Annotated in this window: 15 protein-coding genes; 6 read left to right on the forward strand and 9 right to left on the reverse strand. The window is 62.7% G+C overall.

What is annotated here, in order from left to right:
- Positions 1-23: 23 nt before the first annotated feature.
- A complete protein-coding gene (locus O5O48_RS02300; RefSeq protein WP_228245431.1) occupies positions 24-539 on the forward strand; it encodes a glycine cleavage system protein R in 516 nt (171 codons plus the stop codon).
- A 42-nt stretch (positions 540-581) separates the two neighbouring features.
- Here the strand turns inward: O5O48_RS02300 and trkA are convergent, their stop codons facing one another.
- From trkA to O5O48_RS02325, 5 genes are all read right to left on the reverse strand, one after another.
- Positions 582-1,970: a Trk system potassium transporter TrkA gene (gene trkA, locus O5O48_RS02305; protein ID WP_088274886.1), complete on the reverse strand. Its 1,389-nt coding sequence runs from the start codon at positions 1,968-1,970 to the stop codon at positions 582-584.
- Between the two features lie 27 nt (positions 1,971-1,997).
- Complete coding sequence (locus tag O5O48_RS02310) at positions 1,998-3,446, reverse strand: TrkH family potassium uptake protein (protein ID WP_088274538.1); 1,449 nt, start codon at positions 3,444-3,446, stop codon at positions 1,998-2,000.
- 63 nt (positions 3,447-3,509) lie between these two features.
- A complete protein-coding gene (locus O5O48_RS02315) occupies positions 3,510-4,565 on the reverse strand; it encodes a DUF2955 domain-containing protein (protein ID WP_269688045.1) in 1,056 nt (351 codons plus the stop codon).
- Between the two features lie 8 nt (positions 4,566-4,573).
- Positions 4,574-5,638, reverse strand: a complete 1,065-nt coding sequence (locus tag O5O48_RS02320; protein ID WP_269688046.1) for an HlyD family secretion protein — start codon at positions 5,636-5,638, stop codon at positions 4,574-4,576.
- Entirely contained in the window at positions 5,635-6,123 is a 489-nt protein-coding gene (locus O5O48_RS02325) for a MarR family winged helix-turn-helix transcriptional regulator (protein WP_228245434.1), read from the reverse strand. The genes O5O48_RS02320 and O5O48_RS02325 overlap by 4 nt, the downstream gene beginning before the upstream one ends.
- Positions 6,124-6,296: 173 nt before the next feature.
- Between O5O48_RS02325 and O5O48_RS02330 the strand changes: the two genes are divergently transcribed.
- Entirely contained in the window at positions 6,297-6,707 is a 411-nt protein-coding gene (locus O5O48_RS02330; RefSeq protein ID WP_269688047.1) for a PH domain-containing protein, read from the forward strand.
- 14 nt (positions 6,708-6,721) lie between these two features.
- Here O5O48_RS02330 and mgtE read toward each other — a convergent pair whose 3' ends face one another.
- The gene (gene mgtE / locus O5O48_RS02335; protein ID WP_228245436.1) at positions 6,722-8,344 is read right to left on the reverse strand and encodes a magnesium transporter; all 1,623 of its coding nucleotides are present in this window, start codon (positions 8,342-8,344) and stop codon (positions 6,722-6,724) included.
- A 136-nt stretch (positions 8,345-8,480) separates the two neighbouring features.
- Here mgtE and O5O48_RS02340 point away from each other — a divergent pair, with 136 nt between their 5' ends.
- From O5O48_RS02340 to creC, 4 genes are all read left to right on the forward strand, one after another.
- A complete protein-coding gene (locus O5O48_RS02340) occupies positions 8,481-10,457 on the forward strand; it encodes a marine proteobacterial sortase target protein (RefSeq protein ID WP_269688048.1) in 1,977 nt (658 codons plus the stop codon).
- Positions 10,450-11,016 carry a class GN sortase gene (locus tag O5O48_RS02345; RefSeq protein WP_233048987.1) on the forward strand — a complete coding sequence of 189 codons (567 nt, stop codon included), beginning with the start codon at positions 10,450-10,452 and terminating at the stop codon, positions 11,014-11,016. The genes O5O48_RS02340 and O5O48_RS02345 overlap by 8 nt, the downstream gene beginning before the upstream one ends.
- Positions 11,017-11,096: 80 nt before the next feature.
- Positions 11,097-11,801, forward strand: coding sequence for a two-component system response regulator CreB (gene creB, locus O5O48_RS02350; protein ID WP_269688049.1), 705 nt, complete (start codon positions 11,097-11,099; stop codon positions 11,799-11,801).
- Positions 11,798-13,261, forward strand: a complete 1,464-nt coding sequence (gene creC, locus O5O48_RS02355) for a two-component system sensor histidine kinase CreC (RefSeq protein WP_269688050.1) — start codon at positions 11,798-11,800, stop codon at positions 13,259-13,261. The genes creB and creC overlap by 4 nt, the downstream gene beginning before the upstream one ends.
- 11 nt (positions 13,262-13,272) lie before the next feature.
- On the opposite strand, the gene gcvP is transcribed toward creC, so the two are convergent.
- From gcvP to gcvT, 3 genes are all read right to left on the reverse strand, one after another.
- Positions 13,273-16,158 carry an aminomethyl-transferring glycine dehydrogenase gene (gene gcvP, locus O5O48_RS02360; protein WP_269688051.1) on the reverse strand — a complete coding sequence of 962 codons (2,886 nt, stop codon included), beginning with the start codon at positions 16,156-16,158 and terminating at the stop codon, positions 13,273-13,275.
- 78 nt (positions 16,159-16,236) lie between these two features.
- Positions 16,237-16,617: a glycine cleavage system protein GcvH gene (gene gcvH, locus O5O48_RS02365; protein WP_228245442.1), complete on the reverse strand. Its 381-nt coding sequence runs from the start codon at positions 16,615-16,617 to the stop codon at positions 16,237-16,239.
- A 30-nt stretch (positions 16,618-16,647) separates the two neighbouring features.
- Positions 16,648-17,733, reverse strand: a complete 1,086-nt coding sequence (gene gcvT, locus O5O48_RS02370; protein WP_269688052.1) for a glycine cleavage system aminomethyltransferase GcvT — start codon at positions 17,731-17,733, stop codon at positions 16,648-16,650.
- Positions 17,734-17,773: the final 40 nt, after the last annotated feature.

A 17,773-nucleotide genomic window follows, 5' to 3' on the forward strand; every position in this document is an offset into this window, starting at 1 on the left:
GCCAGCTCCCAAGGAGATCACGCATGACCACCCCGCTCGTAATTACCGTCATATCCGCCGACAAGCCCGGTCTGGTGGAAAGCCTGGCTCAGGTCATCAACCGGCACGGCGGCAATTGGCTGGAAAGCCGCATGGCCCGCATGGCCGGGCAATTTGCCGGCATTCTGCGGGTAGATGTCGCCAACGACCAGCTCGAAGCACTGCGTATTGACCTGGACGGACTCAGCGCCCAGGGCATCAATGTCCAGGTGGCTATCAGTGGCCAGGCAGACGAGCCGCAGCAGCGCACCCTGCAACTGACCCTGGTGGCCAACGACCGCGCCGGTATCGTCCACGAGGTCTCGCGCGTACTGGCCAGCCATGGCGTCAACGTCGAATCGCTGGAAACCGAATGCACTCCGGCACCGATGAGTGCCGACCTGCTGTTCAAGGCGCGGGCGCTGCTGGGTGTGTACCCGCAGACCGATCTCGATGCCCTGCGTGACGCTCTGGAAAATCTGACCGACGACCTGATGGTCGAGCTGCAGGACGCAGACTGAACCGACTGTGCCCGGGGCTGCTGCACGCGGCCCCGGTCCACCTCAAAGCAGGAAGGTAAGACCGACCTGGAACAGCCGCTCTACCGCCTGCATGTCCCGCTTGTCCGGCACGATCACAATGACGTGGTCACCCTCTTCGATCTGGGTGCTGTCATGCGCGATGATCACGTCCTCGCCACGCACCAGCGCGCCGACCATCGCACCGGGGGGCAACGGCAGCTCGTCAATCCGCTTGCCCACCACTTGCGAACTCTGCGCATCGCCGTGGGCAATCGCCTCCATGGCCTCGGCCGTGCCCCGGCGCAGCGAGTGTACGGCAACCACATCACCGCGACGCACGTGAGTCAGCAACGCGCCAATGGTGGCCTGCTGCGGCGAGATGGCGATGTCGATACTGCCGCCCTGCACCAGGTCGGCATAGGCCGGATTACTGATCAGCGTGATAACCGTGCGGGCACCCATGCGCTTGGCCAGCATCGACGACATGATGTTGGCTTCGTCATCATTGGTCAGCGCCAGATACACATCTGCTGATTCGATACTTTCCTCCAGCAGCAGCTCCCGGTCCGACGCGCTGCCATTGAGTACGGTGGCTCGACGCAGGTACTGGGAGAGAAACTGGCACCGCGCCATGTCCTGCTCGATCACCTTCACCCGATAATCGTTCTCCAGCACGCTGGCCAGACGCGCGCCGATATTGCCGCCGCCGGCAATGACGATGCGCTTGTAGGGTTTTGCCCGGCGTCGCAGTTCGTTCAGCACCAGTCGGATATCCGGTCTTGCCGCAACGAAAAAAACCTCGTCTCCGTCCTGGATCAGGGTATCGCCGTCGGGGATCACGGAATGATTTCGGCGAAAAATGGCCGCCACCCGAATCTCCACCGCGGGCAGCCGCTCGCGCAATGTGGCAATGCGCTGACCGACCAGCGCGCCACCGTTGGAGGCGCGCACGGCAACCAGCTGGGCCAGGCCATCGGCGAAATTGATGACCTGCAAAGCGCCCGGATAGCGAATCAGCTTTTTAAGGTGCTGGGTGACCAGCGCCTCGGGATTGATCAGCACGTCAACCGGTACTGCACTCTTGGCAAACAGCGCGCGGTTCTGGGTCAGGTAGCCCTGCTCGCGCACCCGGGCGATCTTGTTCGGCACATTGAACAGTGACTGAGCGACCTGACAGGCAATCATGTTGACTTCATCGCTGTTGGTAACCGCCACCAGCATGTCGGCGTCCTCCGCCCCCGCCTTGGACAGGGTCACCGGATGGGCGCCATGGGCGCAGATCGTCTGCACGCCCTGCGCACCATACAGCTCCTGCAACAGCTGCAGCCGCCCGGCATCACGATCCACCACGGTAATGTGATTTTTCTCGCCGACCAGTTGCTCCACCAGGCTGCGACCAACCTGACCCGCCCCCAGCACGATGATGCGCATCATGCCCTATCCCCTTTAAATTCCGCGTTAGCCACGCCAGAACACCGGCGTAAAAAGCACCATCAGGGTCAGCAACTCCAGCCGCCCCATCAACATGGCGAACGACAACAGCCATTTGGCCGCCACTGGCAGGGTAGCAAAATTACCCGCCGGGCCAATGACATCACCCAGCCCGGGACCGACGTTGGTCAGCGCGGTAGCCGCTGCGGTCAGGCTGGTGATCAAATCCAGGCCCATCAGCGCCAGCAGCAGCGTCACCACGCCCAGCGTCATGAAAAACAGGAAGGAGAACGCGACGGCCGAGAGAATAATGTCATCCTGCACCGGCCTGCCGTTGTACTGGGTGACAAATACCCCGTTGGGGTGAATCAGCTTGCGAACCTGGGTACGCAGAAACAGATAACTGAGCTGAAAGCGAAACACCTTCATGCCGCCGCTGGTGGACCCCGAGCAACCACCGATAAACATCACCACAAAAAACAGGGCGATGCTGAAAGTGCCCCACTGGGTGTAGTCGGCCGAGGCGAAGCCGGTGGTCGTAATAACCGAGACCAGGTTGAAAGTCGCCTGGGTGAAGGCCACGAAGGGCTCGGCCAGATGCAGATCGATCAGATCAGCCGTCAGTAACAGCGATACCGCGCCGATAATGCAGAGGAAGCCGATTACCTGCTGGTTGTTGAGCACATGCAGCGAGGGTCGCCTAAAGAAGGCAATCAGCAAGGTAAACGGCAACGCGCTGAGGGTCATGAACAGAATCGACACCCACAGCACCTCCAGCGGGAAGCGACCCATGGAACGATCATCGGTCGCAAACCCGCCGGTCGATACCGTCGCCATGGCATGATTGATCGCATCAAACAGGTTCATGCCGGCCAACCAGTAACTGAACACACAGCTGACGGTCAGGCCCAGGTAGGTCGCCACCAGCATGCGAGCAAGCGACTGGACCCGCGGGATGGACTTGTCCGACCAGTCGGAGGACTCGGTGTGGAACAGGCGCATGCCGCCGACGCGCAGAAACGGCAGAATCGATACCGCCATACCGATCACCCCCAGACCACCAATCCACTGCAGCAGCGAGCGCCAGAGCAGCAGACTGGGCGCGAGGTGTTCGATACCGCTGAGAATGGTCGAGCCTGTGGTGGTGATCCCGGACACCGCCTCGAACACCGCATCTTCGGCGCTGAGCTGAAAATGACTGAAGAACAGTGGCAATGCGCCAAACAGCGAGAGCAGCACCCAGCTCAGACTGGTGAGCAGATAGAGCTGACGCGAAACCAGATGAAAGCCCTTATCCCGGCAGCCCAGCACCATCGCGAGGCCGCAGCCGAGTGTGACCGCGAACGATGTCAGAAATACCTGCATTTCCGGGTCCTGTCGCCACCAGGCAAACACCGCGACACTGAGCATCAGACCAGCCATGATCAGTACCAGAATGCCGCAAACAAACAGCACCGGACGCAAAAACCGCAACATGCAGAGGGTCCCCAGACAGGAAGATCGGCACATCATACTCGTCGCCCGCGCCGGGCACTACGGTCAGACCGAAACCGCCTTCGGCGCGGCCCAGCGCGTGGCAGCAAATCGATCAAGCAGCAGATGCAACAGATAAATCGCCGACAGCGACAACAACACTGACAGCGACAGTGACCAGAATCGATACAGATCACTGTAGAACAGGTCCTGACGGGGCGTGAGGTACTGACCGAACAGAATCGCCATGGTGGTCAAGGCAGCAAAACCAGCGCCGGATCCACCCTCCAGCATGTGAATGCGGGCAAACAGCATCAGGCAAATCCACAGGCCGGCCGCCACGAACGGCAACACATCAAAGTGGTCCATCAGCACCAATTGAACAACCAGCCCAAGATTGCAGCCCACCAGCGTTCCCAGCGCACGGTTCCAGCCCGCAGGTCCGGCCCCGCGCCAGTTCAGCGGGAACAGCACCAGAATACTGGCGACCTGCGCCGACAGCCCGCTCTGTAAATTGAATACCTGAAATACAATGAACGAGGCAGTGGCGACCGTGGTGGCCAGTATCACTTCGTGACGTCGGGTGCTGGCGGATTTGCGCATCAATGGACGCGGCGCGCGCGGCGCAACATCGGGGAATAGCTGCTGCATCAGCAGGGCGATGAACAGGGTGCTGAAAACCGAGACGATGTTGCTGGCAACAATGTCGCCGATATCGGCCTGAGGATAGCTGGCGAAATGGAGCTGCATCGACATGTTGACCACTGACATGGCACCAAACAGGAAGTTGGCGCCACCGCTCATCTGCCCGAACAGCAGCGCGAACATGCCCATGACCAGCAATGTCATTGGCACCGGTTTGTCACCAAACAGCCCCTGCACCACCAGCACGGCGAGCGAAACCACCAGCATGTTGGCGACAAACTGGCGCAGCATATGGGCGTTAATCACCGGAACAATGCCCAGCAACAGAATCGGCTGCACGACGAAAAAGGCGCCATAGTTCCAGCCCATCAGCTTGCACAGGATAAAACCGAGCATGCCGCCAAAGGCGATGCGCAGGCACTGGCGCACATCGTTGTCGTCCAGATGCCGTTTGCTGGTAAGCAGGATGGGCTTCATCGGCAACCTCAGTAGATGTAGTGCATCAGGCTGAGCAGACCCACCTGTGCCCGGCCAAGCCACCGGGCAGGGCCGCCGACCGGAAACAATTGCACGGTGGCGCGAGCGCCTGTCGGCAACTGCGACAGCAGCCCGGGCTCTTCGTCCAGCACAAGATGGACGCGCTGACGCTGGGCGTCACGCACCCAGCGATCGGATGTTTCCGGTGCAGCCAGCGAACCGTCAGGCAGCAACTGTCCGGCCCGAGTACCGGCTGCAACACCCGCTACGTGAGCCTCGAATACCCGCCCGGGAATGGCATCAAATACAACCGCAGCGGACTCGCCCACGTCCATGTGCGACAGCGACTTCTCGCGAAAATCGGCTACCACATCGGCATCATCGGCAACCAGAGCCATCAGCGCAGCCCCGGCGACCGCATAGGTACCAGGGCGCACCTGCAGGTTGGAGACCACACCGTCGCTCTGGGCGCGCACCTCGGTAAAGCTCAGATTCAACATGGCCTGTTCCAGCGCATTTTGCGCCTGACGCAGGCGCAGATTGCCCTGATCCCCTTCGCCACGCTGCACCTGCAACTGCCGGACCTGCGCCTGCAGGCTGGCCAGCTCCGCCTGAGCAGACTGAGAGCTGGCAACAACCTGCTCGTAGCTTTGCCGAGACACGTTATGACTGGCCAGCAGCCGCTGCAGCCGATCACGCTCGCGGGCCAGCTCCGCGCTGCGCACCTGTGCCGACCGCACCCGCGCCTGCGCAGCCGCGATTGAGGCATCGATACCCGAATTGTCTCGCTCGGCGGCCTCCAGTACTAATTGGGCCTGCTGAACAGCCAGCGCATAAGGCCGTGGATCGATACGCAGCAGAAGATCGCCGGCAACGACATGCTGGTTATCTTCCACCGCGACCTCGACCACTTGGCCGGCCACCTGCGGGGCAACCCGAATAACCGGGTGGATGACCCGCGACTGCGGCGTCACCGGCATCCACAGATCCGCCGCCAGGAAGTAGCAAAACACCACTGCAAACAGCAATAGCGACGCGCGCACCCAGCGCGCAAAAACCTGATCGGGCGTCATTCGCCAGCCTCCCGCTCCCCGCCCAGCAGGGAGCGCACATTCGCCTCCATCGCCAGCAGCACTTCGGCAAAGGCATCCAGCTGGGTGTCACTCAAACCGGCATAAATCTGCTTGCGCACCCTCTCGATATGCACGCCCATGTCGGCAATACGCTGATGGCCTGCCTCGGTAAACCAGAGCGCGTGAACCCGGCGGTCACCGGGGTCGCGCCGGCGCTCGATCAGACCCTGCTCCTGCAACTGATTAAGCGTCCGCGTCAATGACGGCATCTCGATCGCCAGCTCATCTGCCAACATCTGCTGGGTACACCCCTCGCCCACCTTGGCCAGATGCAGCATCACACTCCAGCGCGCCTCGGTAATACCCAGTTCACCAACGGCCTGATTGATTGCGGCACGCCAGAGCCGATGCACTCGCCCCATCGCTGCGCCCATGGAAGGCTTCAACGTTTCGTGCAACGCCAAAGCCGCTTGATCCTGACTCATGGATAACCTCGAATATAGTTAGCCTGCTAACCATAAAGTTTACTCCGATAAACTTATTTAGCAAGCTACATATATTCAACACCGTTAACCGAAACCACCAACCCGCAGCACTGTCCCAGCAGCGGCTAATTCGCTAGAGTGCCCGGCAGCACACATTTGAAGGAAATGCACAGATGTCATACATCGAAGAGTCGCTGTCCAGCGGCGAGGTCATTCACAAGGTTTTTCAACTGCACTGGTTCGCCAAGGTACCGATGTACTGCTGGCTGGTACTCGGTATGGTGACCTTCGGCCTGACCTGGCTGCTTGCGCTGTATGAATACTTTCGCTTGCGCTCCATCGAGCAGGGCGTGACCAACAAGCGGGTGATCCTCAAGACCGGCATCATCAGCCGGCATACCGAAGAGATGAAGCTCAGCTCGATCGAGACCGTCGAGATCGAGCAAAGCATCTGGGGGCGGATGTTCGGCTACGGCACGGTCAAGCTGACCGGCCGCGGCATCAGCGACGTGAAGTTTCGCAACATTGATGATCCGATGTACGTCAAACGCGAGATCGAGAGCGTCAGCAACCCGATCGACTGATCGCCACCTCAGACTCAGAGCAGAAACAGCGTTGCCAGGCCAAGGAAGGCCAGAAAGCCCACCACGTCGGTCACCGTGGTCAGGATGACACTGCCGGCCAGCGCCGGGTCGACACCAACACGGCGCAACAGCAGCGGGATAAGCAGTCCTGATACCGCCGCGCACAGCAGGTTGAGCAAAATGGCGGCGGCAATCACTGCTCCAAGTTGCCAGCTGCCAAACCAGGCCACGGCCAAGGCGGCGACCACCAGCGCCCAGAGCACCCCATTGAGGCAGGCAATGCCGATCTCCTTGCCCAGCAGCAGCCGCGCGTTACCACCCTCAACCTGACCCAGCGCCATGCCGCGCACCACCAGCGTCAGCGTCTGACTGCCGGCAATGCCACCCATACTGGCGACAATCGGCATCAATACCGCCAACGCCACCAGCTGCTCCAGCGTGCCCTGGAACAGGCCGATAACCCAGGCCGCCAGAAACGCAGTAACCAGATTGATCCCCAGCCACACCGCCCGTCGCCGGCTGCTGGTCAGGACCGGCGCAAACATGTCGGCCTCGTCGTCCAGACCCGCCATGTTCATCATGGTGCGCTCGGAGTCTTCGCGGATCAGGTCCATTACGTCGTCCACAGTGATGCGCCCGAGCAACAGGCCGTCTTCATCGACCACCGCAGCGGAGAGAATATCCAGGTCCTCAAACCGGCGAGCCACATCGTGGCTTGGCAACATCACATCCAGCGGTTGAAAGTCGCTGTCCATCACCTCGCTGACAGCCAGTTCGGGGGCGCTGGTGACCAGTCGGCTCAGCCGCAGAACGCCCTGATAACGATTTTTGCGGTCTACCACCATCACCTTGTCGGTGTGGTCCGGCAGATCTTCAAGCAGACGCAGATAACGCAATACCGACCCCACCCGAACATCGGCGCGCACCGAAATATGGTCGGTGTTCATCAGGCCACCGGCCGAGTCCTCGGGGTAGGAGAGCATCGACAGCAACTGCTGGCGCTTGCGCACATCCATCGCCTGCAACAGCTGCCGGCCGCTGTCACTGGGCAGCGCCTGAATCAGGTCAACCAGATCATCCAGGTCGAGCTTGCGGGCGGCGGCGACGAGCTCGTCCTCGTCCATTTCCAGCGCCAGCCGGGCGCGGACCTCATCATGCAGGTGGACCAGGATCTTGCCAGCACGCTCGGCATCGAGCATCTCCCACACGGTGCTGCGCTCGGCCGGCGGCAAGGCTTCGAGCAGGCCGGCAGCCTTGGCCGGGTGCATCTGCCGGAACGCCTTGCCGACCCGTTTGAACTTGCCGGCCTCCAGCGCGTCACGGACCCGAGCGATCTGGGTAGCAGCACCCTCGCCTTCCTCATCTTCGTCGGTCAGGTCGGAGGTATCGGGCTCACGGCGCAGCTGGGCGCCGAGCAGTGGCGTCAGATGCTTCAGCACCTGCTCTTCGCGGTCATCATCAATATGCTGCCAAAGGGCAAGGCGCTCGGCGCCATCAAGCGCCTCCAGCAGACTGGCGACCTTACCGGGATGCATGCCACGCAACAGCTTGCGCACCCGCTTGCGCTTGTCCCGATGCAACGCCTCGATAATGGCGTCCAGCTCGGTGCGGGTGGTCTGGCTGTCGGTGTCGGTCATAGGCAGGCATGCTCCAGCAGCGTTTAACGTGATCGTTAATGTACCGTTCAGAGACGCCCCAAACCACACACAAACCACATAATCAGCACAAACAGGGTCGCCACACTGCCGGCATCGTCCATCAGGGAGGCCCGACATGAAAACCGCAATCACCTGGCTGCTGCTGTGTATCAGCCTGTTCAGCAACGCCACTCAGGCATCAACAGAAAACCCCGAGACAGGCATGTTCCTGCTTCGCTCGGACGACGGCAGCTGGCAACCGGCGCTGCTGCTCAATACCGACATGCAGGTGCAGATCAGCGGCCCGGTAGCCGAGGTGCAGATTCGCCAATCCTTCACCAACCCCGGTGGCGCCTTTGCCGAGGGTCGCTACGTGCTGCCGACCAGCGAGAGCGCCGCCATTCATGCCATGACCCTGGAAATCGGTGAGCGCCGGATCAACGGCCAGATTCAGGAGCGCGAGCAGGCCCGCAAGACCTATCAGCAAGCCCGTGACAACGGCCAGCAGACCGGCCTGGTCGAACAGCAGCGTCCCAACCTGTTCAGCACCTCGGTCGCCAATATCGGCGCAGGTGAAACCATCAGCGTCATCCTCAGCTACACCGAACTGCTGCAGCCGGATGCAGGACGCTACAGCCTGCGCCTGCCGCTGACCATGACGCCGCGCTACAACGCCCGCCCGCAGCCGGTCGACGGGCAGCAACGCAAACCGAACGCCAGCTCTGCCAGCCCGGAAGGCCCGATTGTCGCCAGCCTCTGGCGCAACGGCCCATCCCATCAGGCCGACATCCAGATCACCCTCGATAGCGGCTTTGCCCTGCACAGCCTGAGCAGCCCCAGCCACGCCATCAGCAGCCACTTTGACGGCCGCCGATACCGCGTTCAACTGCTGGAAAATCCGGTGGTTATGGATCGCGACTTCGTCCTCAACTGGCAACTGCCGAGCGAGGCCGGCAATCAGGTCGCCGTGTTCACTGAGCAGGTGGGCGAAGATCACTACGCGCTGATGATGCTGTCGCCTGCTGCCCAACCGGTCAGTCGCCAGCGCCAGCCGCGCGAAGTGTTTCTGATTCTCGACACCTCCGGCTCGATGCAGGGCGAGCGCATTCGCCAGGCGCGCAGCAGTCTGATTCACGCACTGAGCCGCCTGCAGCCCGAAGACCGTTTCAATGTGCTCGAATTCAACAGCGAGTACAGCATGCTCTATCGCGAACCGGTGCCGGCCAGCGAAGAGAACCTGAGTGAGGCCCGCAGTTGGGTCGCCGGGCTGCCGGCCGGTGGCGGCACCGAGATGTTGCCGGTGCTGCGTGCTGCACTGACCCAGCCCAATGAGGCAGGCTACTTGCGCCAGCTGATCTTCATCACCGACGGTTCGGTCAGCAACGAGCGCGAGGTCCTGCAGATGATCCAGCAGCGCCTGCGTCAGGCGCGGATCTTCACCGTCGGCATTGGCGCCTCCCCGAACAGTTTCCTGCTGCGCAAGGCAGCCGAAGTCGGCCGCGGCCAGTTCACCTCGATTGATGATCGCAGCGGCATTGAACAATCCATGGAGCGGCTGTTCGAGAAACTGGAGTCACCGGTACTGACCCACCTGCAGCTGGAACTGCCGGAAGGCATCGATGCCGAAATCTGGCCGCAAAAGCTGCCCGACCTGTACTCGGACCAGCCGTTGCTGATCGCCATGAAACTGAACCAACTGCCAGAGAAAGTAGCCCTGCACGGCCGCCAACCGGCGCTATGGGAGCAGCACCTGCAAATTCCCGAACCACAGCAGGGCAACGGCATCGCCCGGATCTGGGCACGCCGCAAGATCGAAGCCGCCATGGATCGCCTGAACGAGGGCGCTGGCGAGGACGAAGTGCGCGATCTGGTCCTGCCGGTGGCGCTGGAGCACCAGTTGATGAGCCGCTTCACCAGCTTCGTCGCCGTCGAGGAGCAACCGGTACGCGCCGCTGACGAGCCGCTCGACAGCCAACTGGTGCCCAACCTGAACCCGGTCGACCACCGCCTGTACCCGCAGACCTCGCTCGGCCTCAATGGCCTCTGGGCGCTGGCAATCGCGCTATTGCTGGCTGGCCTGCTGATCCTGAACTGGAAACCGCGCCATGCGTAAGCTGATTGCCGCTGCCCTGCTACTGGGTGCCGCGGCCGTCGCAGCCCAGGGCAGCTGGCTGCAGGCCAAGGCGTGGCTTGCCCAATGGTTGATTGCCGACGCCTGGGCCGAGCAACTGCAGGCTGGGACCCCGAGCAAGCCCTGGCCCTGGGCCGATACCTGGCCGGTTGCCAAACTGACCACGCCCGACGGCGAAGCCCGCTACGTGCTGGACAGTGTCAGCGGCCAGGCCCTGGCCTTCGGCCCGGGGCAACTCGATAACGGTGTGGCGCCCGGGCAGACCGGCACCCTGCTGCTGGCCGGCCACCAGGACAGCCACTTCGCCTTTGTCGAACACCTGCAGACCGGCCAGGTTCTCACCCTGCAGGACGCCAGCGGCCGCGAGTACCGCTATCGCGTGGCGACCCAGCGTATCGTCGACAGTCGCAAGGAGCCGATGGTGCTGCAGTACGACCGCGCCGAACTGCGGCTGGTCACCTGCTATCCGTTCCGCGCGCTGACCAGCGGCGGTCCCCTGCGCTATGTCGTCACCGCCTGGCTGGAGGAGCCTGCCTCGTGATTGCCGCAGGCCCCTGCATGATTGCACTGCCCCCGGCGAAACCGCCACAATCGGCGGACGATTCACGGACAGAGCAGACCATGCCGGACAGGATTCTGATTATCGAGGACGAGCCCGCCATCGCCGATGCGCTGGTCTACGCACTGGGCACCGAGGGCTTCGACGTGCACTGGTGCGCTCTGGCTGGTGATGGCATGCAGTGGCTGCGCGACAACCCGGTCGACCTGCTGGTGCTGGATGTCGGTCTGCCCGACGAAAGCGGCTTTGAAGTCTGTCGCCGCATTCGCCAGTTTTCCGCCCTGCCGATCATGTTTCTGACCGCGCGCAAGGAAGAGGTCGACCGCATCGTCGGGCTGGAAATCGGCGCCGACGACTACGTGGTCAAACCCTTCAGCCCGCGGGAAATCTCCGCCCGGGTGCGTGCCATCCTGCGCCGCACCCGAGCCGAGCCTGTCGCCAGCGAGCCGTCAGCGCCGGCCGAGCTGTTTCTGCACGACGCCGAGCGCCGGCGCATTCGCTACCACCAGCAGTGGCTGGAGCTGACCCGCTACGAGTACCTGATTCTCAGCACCCTGCTGCGCCGCCCCGAGCACGTGCTTAGCCGTGATCAGCTGATGGAGGCGGTCTGGGCCGACCCCGGTGCCAGCCTCGACCGGGTGATCGACACCCACATCAAGGGCATCCGCACCAAGCTCAAACGCATCCTCCCGAGCCACGACCCGATCGTGACCCACCGCGGACTGGGCTACAGCATCAACCCGCAGCTGCCGGGTGCAGACGGATGAGCCTGAGCACCCGGCTGCTGCTCGGGTGGTTCGTCATCGCCGGGCTGGCCACCGTGCTGTTTCTCAACAGCATCCTCAATCAGGTGCCCTCGTCGGTGCGCCAGGCCAGCGAGGAGGTCATGGTCGACAGCGCCAACCTGCTGGCCGAAATCGCCGAGCAGCACTGGCCGCAGGGTTTTGCCGCGGACAGCCCGTTTGCCGTCGCCGTTGACCGCTATCTGGCACGCCAGCTGAATGCCCAGATCTGGTCACGACACAAGACCGGCACCGAGCTGGTGATCTACCTGACCGACCTCAATGGCAGCGTGCTCTACCACACCGACCCTCAGCAGGTCGGCGAGGACTATTCACAATGGCGCGACGTGTCGCTCACCCTGCGTGGCGAGTACGGTGCGCGTACCACACGCATCGACCCCGAAGACGACACCAGCAGCCTGATGTACATCGCCGCACCGGTGTATCAGGGCGATCAGTTGGTCGGCGTGCTGACCCTCGGCAAACCCAACGCCAGTCTGCATCCGTTCATCACCCTCGCCCACGGCTATTTCTGGCAGCGCGGCGGCGTGATTCTGCTCGGCGCCCTGCTGCTCGGCGCCGGCATGGCCTTCTGGCTGAATCGCTCGGTCAGACGGTTGGTGGACTATGTCGAGCAAGTGCGCCACGGCGAGCGAGTCAGCCCGCCGCAGCTGGCGGACAAGGAGCTGGCCCGGCTGGCCGCCGCCACCGAAGCGATGCGCCGCGAGATCGACGGCAAGGCCTACGTCGAGCAATACGTGCACACCCTGACCCATGAGATGAAGTCGCCGCTGTCGGCCATCCGCGGCGCCGCCGAACTGCTGCAGGAAGGCAACGTGCCCGAACCCATGCGCGCACGCTTTCTGGCCAATATCGACGGCGAGTCGCTGCGTCTGCAACGGCTGGTCGATCGCCTGCTGTCACTGGCGGGGGTCGAGAAGCGCCAGCAACTGGAACAGACCGAAACCGTTGATCTGGCTGCAATTGCCGCCATCGAGCTGGAGGCCAAGCGCCCGCTGGCCGAACGCAAGGGCCTGACGCTCACACTGGAATGTGACGCTGACTGCTCACTGGCGGGGGATCGGTTCCTGCTGGAGCAGGCGATCAGCAATCTGCTCGACAACGCCATCGAGTTCAGCCTGCCCGATGGTGCCGTTGCGCTGCAGATCAGCGGCAGCGGCTCGACCCTGAGTCTGCGCGTGCGCAACGACGGGCCGGCGGTGCCGGACTATGCATTGGGACGGGTGTTTGAACGCTTCTATTCCCTGCCGCGGCCGGACGGCCAGCGCAAGAGCACCGGGCTGGGGCTGAGTTTTGTCAGGGAAATCGCCAGACTGCACCGCGGCCGGGTGAGCCTGTATAACCGCGCGGAAGGCGGCGTGGAAGTGGAGATGATGCTGAACAGAAACCACCAGGAGAGAGAGGACGCTGCCTCTCTCTCCTGACTGGGTCGATCTTAGCCTTCGTAGGCCTCGATCGGCGGGCAGGCGCAGAACAGGTTGCGGTCACCGTACACGTTGTCGATCCGGTTCACGCTCGGCCAGAACTTGTTGGCCGCGACCCAGGGCTGCGGGAATACCGCTTCTTCACGGCTGTAGGCACGCTGCCAGTCGCCGGTGATATCAGCCAGGGTGTGCGGCGCGTTGTGCAGCGGGTTGTCCTCTGCCGTCCACTCGCCCTGCTCGACCTTGTGGATCTCGGCGCGAATGGTCAGCATCGCGTCGATAAAGCGATCCAGCTCGGCCTTGGACTCACTCTCGGTCGGCTCGATCATCAAGGTGCCGGCTACCGGGAACGACATGGTCGGCGCATGGAAACCAAAGTCCATCAGGCGCTTGGCCACATCTTCTTCGCTGATACCCGAGGCTGCCTTGAGCGGACGGATGTCGATGATGCATTCGTGCGCCACCCGGCCGTTGCGACCGCTGTACAGCACCGGATAGGCATCACCCAGACGCTTGGCCAGATAGTTGGCGTTGAGGATCGCGACCGAGGTGGCCTGACGCAGACCGATGGCACCCATCAGGGCGATGTAGGTCCAGCTGATCGGCAGAATGCTCGCGCTGCCCCACGGCGCCGCGCTGACTGCGCCGTTTTCCGGGTTCGGGCCATCCAGCGGTACCACCGGGTGGTTGGCAACGAACGGCGCCAGATGCGCCTTGACGCCGATCGGGCCCATGCCCGGGCCGCCGCCGCCATGCGGAATGCAGAAGGTCTTGTGCAGGTTCATGTGCGATACGTCGGCGCCGATGTCGGCCGGACGGGTCAGGCCCACCTGTGCGTTCAGGTTGGCGCCATCCATGTACACCTGACCACCGTGCTGGTGGATGATCTCGCAGATCTCGCGGATACCTTCCTCGTAGACACCGTGGGTCGACGGGTAGGTGATCATCAGGCAGGACAGGTTGTCGGCGTTGTCTGCAGCCTTCTGACGCAGGTCAGCCACATCCACGTTGCCCTGATCGTCACAGTTGACCAGCACCACGCGCATGCTTGCCATCATCGCCGAAGCCGGGTTGGTGCCGTGCGCCGAAGTCGGGATCAGACAGACGTTGCGGTGACCTTCGTCGTTGCTTTCATGGAACTTGCGGATCGCCAGCAAACCGGCGTACTCGCCCTGCGCGCCGGAGTTCGGCTGCATGCAGATGGCGTCAAAGCCGGTGATGGTGCGCAGCATCGCTTCCAGCTCGTCGATCATCTGCTTGTAGCCCTCGGCCTGCGCCAGCGGGGCAAACGGGTGCAACTGACCGAATTCCGGCCAGGTGATCGGGATCATCTCGGTGGTGGCGTTCAGCTTCATGGTGCACGAGCCGAGCGGGATCATCGCGTGGTTCAGCGCCAGATCCTTGTTCTCCAGCGACTTGATGTAGCGCAGCATCTCGGTTTCCGAGTGGTAGCTGTTGAACACCGGGTGAGTCAGATAGGCGGACGTGCGACGCAGAGCCGCCGGAATGCCCATCTCGGTGGCGCTGACCTTGGCGTCCAGCGCGGCAATATCCTGACCGCGCGCGGCACCGGCGAAGGCAGCCAGCAGTTGGTCGATGGTAGCGCGGGTGGTGGTTTCATCCAGGCTGACGCCCAGGTGATCGGCATCGATCACGCGCAGGTTGATACGGGCGGCGCGGGCGCGTTCCAGAATCTCGCGGGCCTTGCCCGGCACCTTCAGGGTCAGGGTGTCGAAGAAGGTCGCGTTGCGACGCTCGATGCCCTGCGCACTCAGGCCTTCAGCCAGAATCGCGGTAAAGCGCTGCACCCGCTCGGCGATCTGCTTGAGACCCTGCGGGCCGTGGTAGACCGCGTAGAAGCTGGCGATATTGGCCAGCAGCACCTGTGCGGTACAGATGTTCGAGTTGGCCTTCTCGCGGCGAATGTGCTGCTCACGGGTCTGCAGCGCCATACGCAGGGCGCGGTTGCCACGGGTATCGACAGACACACCGATGATGCGACCCGGCATCGCACGCTTGTACGCGTCGCGGGTGGCAAAGAACGCCGCGTGCGGTCCGCCGTAGCCCATCGGCACGCCAAAGCGCTGCGCCGAGCCGAAGACCACGTCGGCGCCCAGCTCACCCGGCGGGGTCAGCAGGGTCAGGCCGAGCAGGTCGGCGCCCACGCAGGCCAGACCTTTCTGCGCCTGAACCTGTTCGATCAGCGGCTTGAGGTCGCGGATCTCACCCCAGGTTGTCGGGTACTGGAACAGCGCCCCGAACACCTCGTAGTCGCCCAGCGTAGTAACGTCGTCGACCACCACGTCAAAGCCGAAGGCCTCGGCGCGGGTCAGCACCACGGAGATGGTCTGCGGATGGCAATCCTGATCAACAAAGAACAGGTTGCTCTTGCTCTTGGCAACCCGCTTGGCCAGGGCCATGGCTTCGGCTGCGGCAGTGGCTTCGTCCAGCAGCGAGGCGCTGGCCAGCTCCATGCCGGTCAGGTCGATGGTCAATTGCTGGAAGTTCAGCAGCGACTCCAGGCGACCCTGGGCAATCTCCGGCTGATACGGGGTGTAGGCGGTGTACCAGCCCGGGTTTTCCAGCACATTGCGCAGGATCACGGTCGGCGTCAACGTGCCGTGGTAACCCATGCCGATGCAGGAGGTGAAGATCTGGTTGCGGCTGGCAACCTGCTTCAGATAGTCCAGCACCTCGGCCTCGCTGCGCGGGCCGTCCAGCGCCAGCAGATCAGTGCGCAGAATGCTCTGCGGCACGGTCTCGGCAACCAGCGCTTCCAGCGAGGAGGCGCCCAGGGTCGACAGCATGGCTTGCTGCTCTGCGGCGTCCGGGCCGATGTGACGACGAATGAAGGCGTCGGTCTGTTCCAGCTCGACGAGGCTCGGGGTGTGGCTCATGGGGTGTACCTGTGCAAAGTGTGAAAGCAAAAAGCCCCGACGCGAATCAGGGCTTCAGCACTACAGCAAAAAAACCGGTCAGATGGAGGCGCCGTAGGCTGCGGCGTCCATCAGCTTGTCCAGTTCGGCAGCGTCACTCGGCTTGATCTTGAAGAACCAGGCCTCACCGTACGGTGCGCTGTTGACCAGCTCGGGGGAGTCGGCCAGGGCGTCATTGACGGCGATGATTTCGCCACTGATCGGCGCGTAGATGTCGGAAGCGGCCTTGACCGACTCGACCACCGCGCACTCTTCACCGGCAGCGACTTCGCGACCTACCTCGGGGCACTCGACAAAAACCACGTCGCCCAGCAGGTCCTGCGCATGGTCGGTGATACCAACGGTCACGGTGCCATCGGCTTCCAGACGGGTCCACTCGTGGCTGGCGGCGTAACGCAGATCGGCGGGAATGTTGCTCATGGGAATATCCTCGGGGGTTGAACTTGATACTTATTCGATGACCGACTGGCCGTTGCGAACGAAGCAGGGCTTGACCACGCGCACCTTCAGCAGCTTGCCGCGAATCTCGACCTTGGCGCTGCTGCCGGTCGCACGTGGCACACGGGCCAGCGCGATGGAGTAACCCAGGGTCGGGGAAAAGGTACCGCTGGTGATTTCGCCCTCGCCGACACCGTCGACGATAACCTTCTGGTGGCCACGCAGCACCGCGCGTTCTTCCAGCACCAGACCCACCAGCTTGGGCTGATCGCCGGCGGCTTTCTGAGCTTCGAGCGCCTGACGGCCGATAAAGTCGCGCTCAGCCGGCTCCCAGGCGATAGTCCAGGCCATGTTGGCGGCCAGCGGCGAGATGCTTTCATCCATATCCGAGCCGTACAGGTTCATGCCGGCTTCCAGGCGCAGGGTGTCACGCGCACCCAAACCACAGGGTTTGCAGCCGGCGGCCAGCAGGGTTTGCCAGAATTCGGCTGATTGCTCGGCGGGCAGCATGATTTCCAGACCGTCTTCACCGGTGTAACCGGTACGACCGATAAACCAGTCACCCGAGGCCAGGCCCTGGAACGGCTTGAGGTCACTGATCAACGCCGCGCGATCATCGTTGACCACCGATTTGACCAGCTCCAGGGCCTGCGGGCCCTGTACCGCGATCATTGCCAGGTCGGCGCGCTCGGTCAGCTTCACGGCAAAAGACTCGGCCTGAGTGTTCATCCAGGCCAGATCCTTCTCGCGGGTTGCCGCGTTAACCACGACCCGGTAACCGTCGCTTGCCAGATAGACGATCAGATCGTCAATCACCCCGCCCGCCTCGTTCAGCATACCGCTGTAAAGCGCCTTGCCGGGCGTCTTCAGGCGGGCAACGTCGTTGGCCAGCAGGTACTGCAGATAGGCCTGAGCCTCGCTGCCAGCCACATCGACGACGGTCATGTGGGACACATCAAACATGCCGACAGCACGGCGTACCTGATGGTGTTCTTCGAGTTGGGAGCCGTAGTTGATCGGCATTTCCCAGCCGCCAAAATCGACCATCTTGGCACCAGCAGCAAGGTGCTGGTCGTACAGAGGGGTCCGCAAGGCCATTGCGCCGTCCTTCAATCAGGGGGTTGCAAAGGGCGAATTG

It is taken from the genome of Halopseudomonas sp. MFKK-1, assembly GCF_027474385.1.
In the GTDB taxonomy this organism is placed as follows: Bacteria; Pseudomonadota; Gammaproteobacteria; order Pseudomonadales; family Pseudomonadaceae; genus Halopseudomonas; species Halopseudomonas aestusnigri.